General features: G+C 66.0%; 1 protein-coding gene. It reads right to left on the minus strand.

Features of this window, described 5'->3' with window-relative positions; translation table 11 throughout:
* Positions 1 to 141: 141 nt before the first annotated feature.
* Positions 142 to 467: ATP-binding protein (locus tag D7Y13_RS42465; RefSeq protein WP_147452690.1), on the minus strand; the 326-nt coding region annotated here is incomplete at its 5' end.

Consider the following 467-nt stretch of genomic DNA (forward strand, 5'->3'; position numbering starts at 1 on the left):
GCTCAAATCACTCCGCTCCCAGCACGGTCCCGTTTATCAGCAGCTCGAGCTGCCGCTTTCGGGTCGCAAGCTCACCCGCAACGAGGAGCGCACGATCCTGCAGCTGCGTCGGTTGCGCGAACGGCTCGCGATGGCCTGAGGCTACGCCGCGGAAGCCGCGTGGGACGGTGCGGGGTGCCGCAACGATTTCGCGCGGGTCAGCCGCGTGCCGCGCAGTTGCGGTTCGAAAAGCACCTGGTCGAAGGCGCTGTGGAGGATGCGCACGCCGAGGCCGCCGGGGCGGAAATCGGTGAGTTCGCGGCTGCGGATTTTATCCGGATCGCACGCTCGACCGTAATCGCGCAGGGTGCAGCAAATGCCTCGTCGGGTATGGCTCATGAGCAGGCGAATGGGGCGCTTCGTGCAGCCGCCATAGGCGTGGCGAATGATGTTGGTGCAGGCCTCGTCGAGCGCGAGCACCATCAACT

The organism is Corallococcus praedator, from assembly GCF_003612125.1.
GTDB classification, from domain to species: Bacteria; Myxococcota; Myxococcia; order Myxococcales; family Myxococcaceae; genus Corallococcus; species Corallococcus praedator.